Origin of the sequence: Myxococcus sp. CA039A (assembly GCF_013336645.1) — a bacterium.
GTDB lineage: Bacteria > Myxococcota > Myxococcia > Myxococcales > Myxococcaceae > Myxococcus > Myxococcus llanfairpwllgwyngyllgogerychwyrndrobwllllantysiliogogogochensis.
The window spans coordinates 1-5,968 of record NZ_JABUMQ010000478.1; the positions used below are offsets into that span (position 1 = coordinate 1).

Annotated in this window: 5 protein-coding genes and 1 pseudogene; 2 read left to right on the top strand and 4 right to left on the bottom strand. The window is 70.0% G+C overall.

Going from position 1 to position 5,968, the window contains the following annotated elements:
• Window positions 1–226 precede the first annotated feature (226 nt).
• Both mutM and HR086_RS43785 read right to left on the bottom strand, forming a co-directional pair.
• Entirely contained in the window at window positions 227–1,048 is an 822-nt protein-coding gene (gene mutM, locus HR086_RS43780) for a bifunctional DNA-formamidopyrimidine glycosylase/DNA-(apurinic or apyrimidinic site) lyase (protein ID WP_174468608.1), read from the bottom strand.
• Window positions 1,049–1,360: 312 nt separating this feature from the next.
• A complete protein-coding gene (locus HR086_RS43785; protein WP_174468609.1) occupies window positions 1,361–2,308 on the bottom strand; it encodes a Ku protein in 948 nt (315 codons plus the stop codon).
• 255 nt (window positions 2,309–2,563) lie between these two features.
• Here HR086_RS43785 and HR086_RS43790 point away from each other — a divergent pair, with 255 nt between their 5' ends.
• Complete coding sequence (locus HR086_RS43790; RefSeq protein ID WP_174468610.1) at window positions 2,564–3,388, top strand: M48 family metallopeptidase; 825 nt, start codon at window positions 2,564–2,566, stop codon at window positions 3,386–3,388.
• 15 nt (window positions 3,389–3,403) lie between these two features.
• On the opposite strand, the gene HR086_RS43795 is transcribed toward HR086_RS43790, so the two are convergent.
• A complete protein-coding gene (locus HR086_RS43795) occupies window positions 3,404–4,453 on the bottom strand; it encodes a YihY/virulence factor BrkB family protein (protein WP_174457551.1) in 1,050 nt (349 codons plus the stop codon).
• A gap of 90 nt (window positions 4,454–4,543) precedes the next feature.
• Window positions 4,544–5,431, bottom strand: coding sequence for an MTAP family purine nucleoside phosphorylase (locus tag HR086_RS43800; protein WP_174457552.1), 888 nt, complete (start codon window positions 5,429–5,431; stop codon window positions 4,544–4,546).
• A 93-nt stretch (window positions 5,432–5,524) separates the two neighbouring features.
• Here HR086_RS43800 and HR086_RS43805 point away from each other — a divergent pair.
• Window positions 5,525–5,968, top strand: a pseudogene (locus HR086_RS43805) (hypothetical protein); the annotation flags it as partial.

Below are 5,968 nucleotides of genomic sequence, written 5' to 3' on the forward strand. Positions count from 1 at the left end.
GCCTCCGCGGGCGCGGGCGGAGGCGTGCCCCCAGCCGGCACCTGGGCGGTGGCCGTGGAGGAAGCGACGAGCAGCGCCGCCAGCAGGACGTGAGACATGGGCAACGATCTCCAGGGCCGCTCGGGGCGGCCGGGTCGGAAAGGCGGGCGATTCAAGCCACGGGACAGGGGGGTGTCAACGCCAACCGGGACGCGAGTTCGCGCCGTCAACGACAGGACGTCCAGGGTCATTTCCCTGTCCTCCCCCGGGGTTGGCACTTCGGACAGGCATAAGTGGTGCGTCCGGCCTGGGTGAAGGACTCCACCGGCGAGGCGCACTTGGAGCACGGGCCGCCACCGCGCCCATACACCAGGAACGGGTTCTCGGAGCCTCCATCCTCGAGGTACACGGGCTCCTCGCCCTGCTGCTCCTCGAGGCCGAAATCGATGCTGGCCCGGATGGCCTGGACCAGCCGCTTCCAGTCGTCCGGGGTGAGGGTGGAGGGCTTCCGGGCGGGGTGGAGGCCGGCGCGAAACAGGGCCTCCGCGGCGTGGATGTTGCCCAGGCCGGCGATGCGCGCCTGGTCCATCAGGGCGATCTTCAGGTCCTGCTTCGAGGACGCCACGGCCTGTTCGAGCTGGCCGGAGGTGAGGCCATCCGCCAGCGGGTCTCGGCCCAGGGCCTTCACGACGTCCAGGGAGCGCAGGCCCGCGGAGGGCGTCGGCTCCATGCGGCCGAACATGCGCGCGTCGGCGAAATGGAGCACCTGCCCGTTGTCCAGGTGGAAGCGGGCGCGGCTGTAGGGGACGGCATCGCCTTCGGAGCGCCGGACGAACTTGCCCGTCATGCCCAGGTGGCCGAGGAGTCCTCGGCCTTCCTCGAAGGCGAAGAGGAGGTACTTGCCCCGCCGGACGAGGGACTCCAGCCGGCCGTGAAGCAACGCGAAGTGGCCGCGCTCGGCGCCGCGAAAGACGCGGGTGTCATCCGCATCCGCGCGCACGAGGCGTCGTCCATCGAACCAGCGCACCAGATTGCGCCGGGCGATTTCCACTTCGGGTAACTCAGGCATCCGCTCGGGCACATAGCACCGGCGCCCTCCCAGCCCACGCATTTCTTGCGCCTGTCGTCTCGCGCACATGCCCCGGGGCGCTGGCGGCGGTGCCCCGAGCACCCTCACCCCAGGCCCCGGCGACAGGTTCTCGGACGGGCCTGGGAGCGGAACGACCCCGGTGGGCCCGGGCAAGAAGAGGGACGCATCCCGGCGGCGATCAGCAGTCCTGGGTTTCCGGGGCGCCGCTCGAAACGGCATGGACCCATCAGGTCAGGGCAGGTGGCCCCCGGAGGACCGTGCGACGCGGCACGCATCCATCGAGCCATCTCCTCAGGGCGCGGGCTCACCGCCCTCGTCATCCACCCCGCCTGGGGTCGACTCCCGTTCGGGGGTCGGGGTGTCTCCTCCCTGTTCCCGGACCTCGCGGGCCGCCACCCGGGGGCGCAGCCTCAGCGCCCCTTCCACTGACGGCAGCCGCTGTCCCGCCCGAAGCGCGGCCACCCCGCGCTCCAGCGCCCCCAACAATGCCCCCGTCTCGGCTTCGCGCGGAGTCACCTCGGGAGCGGGCCGAGGCCCACGTCGCGTCCGAGCCTGCGCACGAGCCCTGCGCTCCAGGAACGCCAGCACCCGCTCGCGGTGGACATCCGGGTAGCGCCCGGGCTCGAAGTCGGCGGAGCGCGCCTCGATGAGTCGCAGCGTCGCCTCCAGTTCCCCGGGCTCGACGGCGGCCTCCGCCATCCCCTGCTCGGAGAGCTGCTCCCGCGACACCACCTCGTCCACGGCGTGCAGCGTGGACAACACGAGCCCCCGCGCATGCGGCCGCACGAGACACAGGTGCCCCTTCTGGTACAGCACCCACCGTCCCACGCCCACGCGGCCCGACTCCCGCAGCGCAGCAGCCAGCAGCGCGTGCGCGTGCTCCGCGCCCTTCGCGGGCATCAGATGAAACGACGTATCCACCAACAGCGAGTCCACTCGCGCGGGGTCCACGAACTCCTCCAGCGCGATGACCCGACTGGCCATGGGGTCCAGCGCCTCCAGCTCCCCGCTCGTCACGGTGACCTGCCGGCCGTCCGCCAGCGTGTAGCCCCGCACCACGTGCTCCAGCGGCACCTCCTCACCGTCCGCGGAGCACACCCGCTTGTTCTGGATGCGCGCGCCGTCCGCGTCGTGCCGCAGATGGAACTGGACCTGCCGGGACACGACGGCGCCGTGCACCCTCACCGGGAGCGTCACGGGGCCGAAGCTCAGCGAGCCCACCCAGACCGGACGCGACATCACGACCTCCTCGGGTGCCCATTCCTTTCGACACCCGCCACCCCGAAATCTCCGGCTGCTCGCATGACACGACAAGGCTCGGCGGGTGTACCGCGAGGCGCACGAGCCCTCCCGCACCCGTGAGCCAGGAGTCCCGAGCCTCACTCATTCCGCCGGAACCCACACGAGGGACTTGCCGTGGAGGTGGACGCTGCCCAAGAGTCCGGGCAGTCGCTCTCTCAACGCATCAACCGGCAAAGAAAGGCGTCCTCGGTCATGCAGCGGATTCTCTCGGCGGTATGGAGCCTCGCCCTCCTCATGGGAGTGACGACGGGCTGCACCACGCAGCGCGTCCAGGCGGAGAAGGCTCTGGCGAAGACCTTCGTCTCCGATGAGCAGGAAGCGGAGATCGGCCAGCAGGTGAAGAAGGAGCTCGAGCAGAAGGAGAAGATCAAATACGTGCAGGACCCGACCATCGTCGAGTACGTGCGCAACCTCTCCGCGCCCATCATCAAGCAGGCCACCAAGGACCGGCCGGGCGTGAAGTGGAAGATCAACGTCATCGACGACCCGAAGACGGTGAACGCGTTCGCCACGCCGGGCGGCTACCTCTACGTCTACACGGGCCTCATCCTCGCCGCCGACACGGAGGCGGAGCTTGCGGGCGTCATGGCGCACGAAGCGGGCCACGTCGTCGGCCGTCACTCGGCGCGGGCCATGGTGAACCAGATGGGTCTGCAGACCGTCACCCAGCTCGCGCTGGGACAGAACCCGGGCGCGGCCGCGCAGGTCGCCGCGCAGCTCGTCGGTGGTGGCGCCATGCTGGCCCACAGCCGCAGCGAGGAACTGGAGGCCGACGAGTACGGCGCACGCTACTCCTCAGGCGCCGGCTTCGACCCGAAGGGACTCATCAGCTTCTTCCAGAAGCTCCAGGCCCAGGAAGGCAACACGCCGGGCGTCATGAAGTGGCTGAGCACCCACCCCACCAACAAGCAGCGCATCTCCGACCTTCAGGAGTTCATCGCCAAGAAGAACCTGCGCGGCAGCAACAACAGCCCGGGCCAGCTGCCCGCCATCAAGCAGAAGCTGGGCGGGAAGTAACCTCCCCGCCCGGGCTCAGTGCAGCGTGGACGGAGGCCCGCGCTCCAGCTCCGCCGCGGAAGGCTCGGGGGACTTCCCCCGGGCCACGCGCCGCCGCCAGCGCCAGAAGGCCAGCCGGGAGCGCTTCGCACTGGCCGCGCTCTTGGCGGCCCCCGGCGTCTTGATGGGAGGCTCTGCTGGAGCGGGCTCGCCGAACTGGCGCGCGCCCTTCTCCTTCCCCTCCGCCGAGGCGTGCTCGAGGATGGCGTTGAGCTCTCCGCCGAGGATGAACACCAGCCCGGAGATGTAGAGCCACAACAGCAGCACCACCACGCCACCGATGGAGCCATAGGTGACGTTGTACTTGCCGAAGTGCTCCACGTACTGCGTGAAGCCCCACGTGCTCGCCATCCACACCAGCGTGCCGAAGATGGAGCCGGGGGTGATGTACTTGAAGCGCTGCTTCACGTCCGGCAGCAGGTAGTAGCAGAGCGACAGCACCAGCATCACCAGCCCCGCGGTGAACGGCCAGCGCACCCAGGACCAGAGGACGTAGAAGGCCTCCTGCACGTGCAGCCGCGTCGCGAGCCACGCCCCCAGCTTGCCGCCCAGGAGGAACACGGCGAAGGACAGCGGGATGAGCAGGGTGCCGATGAGCGTCATCACCATGGCCAGCCCTTGTGTCTTCCACACGGGGCGCGACTCGGGCACGTCGTAGGCCAGGTTGAGCGCCTTGCGCAGGGCGTCCACGCCCCGCGAGGCCGACCACAGGGCCACGAGCAGACCCACCGTGAGCAGCTTGGGCCGGGGCTGGTGCACCAGCGACGTCAGGTGCTGCGTCACCAGGCCCAGCGCATCCCCGGGCACCAGCGGACGGACGCGTTCCAACATCGCGTCCACCGCGCCCGGCGCGAAGGGCAGGTACGCCACCAGCGTGACGAGGAAGAAGAGGAACGGGAACAGCGAGAACAGCAGGTAGTAGGAGAGCTGCGCCGCGATGTCCGTGACGGTGTCTTCCTGGAACTCCTTCACGAAGCGCCGGGTGAACTCGCGCCAGGTCAGGTACTTGAGCCGCGGCAGCCGCATCCTTCCCTCCTCGCTCCCGACTCTCGGGTAACGGAAGGTGGGGTTCGCGACGCCTATCGGCAGCAGGCGGCCGAGCAGGCTCTCGCCCGGCTAGACGACGTTCGGCGGAAGATATCTGCCCAGCAGTGGACGAAGCCGGGAGCGCACCTCATCCGGGATTCGGGAGCGCTCGGTCCACAGGGCCAGCGCCAGCGCGGAGTCACAGCGGCAGGCGGAGGGAGCCTCGGCGATACGGGGCAGCGCGCGGCGGATGAGCGCGGCGCCCTTGGCGGTGACGGCCTGCACGTTGTGGGACAGGCGCGCCAGGAGGGCTTCGTGCTCCTGGCCCGGGGGCAGGGGCTGCCACGAGTCGTAGTCCGTGGGCAGCGCCACCAGCGCGTAGTGCAGCTCCGCCTCCCGGGCGAGCCGCGCCTCGGGCATGGCCGTCATCCCCACCAGGTCCGCGCCCAGTTGCCGGTACAGCAGGCTCTCCGCGCGCGTGCTGAGCGAGGGTCCCTCGACGCAGACATACGTCGCCTGGGTGGCCACCACTGCGCCGCTGCTGGCCGCCGCGTTGGCGAGGACCTGACGGAGCGTGCCGCAGAAGGGAGACCCCAGCTCCACGTGGACCGCGAGGTCGTCGTAGAACGTGCAGGGTCGGCGGTAGGTGCGGTCGATGACCTGGTCCGGGACGACCAGCTGGAGCGGCGGCAGGTGCTCCTGGAGACTGCCCACCGTGCCCGTGGCCAGGACGTGGGTGACGCCCAGCTGCTTCATCGCGAAGAGGTTGGCGCGGTAGGGGGCCCGGGTGGCGTTGAAGACGTGGCCCGCGCCGTGGCGGGGTACGTAGACGACGGAGACGCCGTCCAATTCGCCCGAGATGAGGGGGCCCGCATGGGGACCAAAGGGGGTTTCGAGGGTGTGGGTCTCCAACCGACCAGAGAGCCCCAACAGTTGCTCCAGACCATGGCTCCCGATGATGCCCACCCTGACAGCCATGTTCCTCCTCTTGGCGCTCCGGCCGCGCCCCTGAACCATAGCGCGCCCCCCTGGCGCCGGGAGGCACGAAGACTGGTAGTTTTCGAAATTGCCATGCGTCTCCTGCCCTTCCTGCTTCTGGCGCTCGCCGCCACCCCCGCCAGCGCCCAGCGCGGCGCCGTCCCCTCCGGCTGTCAGGAGGACTACGCCACCTGCAAGGAGGACTGCTCCATCGAGTACGGAGGCAGCGGGCGCACGGTGAAGAAGCTCACCCAGTGCCTGGGCATCTGCACGGAGAACCGAAGTGAGTGCAGCGACCGGCACTCGTCGCTGCGCGGCCTGCCCGACAGCGTGGTGGCGGACGAGCCTCGTCGCAGGCGTCCCTCCTCGAAGCAGCCCGTGAGTCGGGAAGAGGACCCGTTCGGAGACTCGACGGACTCGGAGCCCCGGCGCACGACGAACCGTGAGGAGGACCCGTTCGGCGACGCGCGTCCGGACAGGGACTCGGTCCGGGGGCGTCGCGATGGCTACCGCGCGGACAGCATCCCCGCCGAGGAC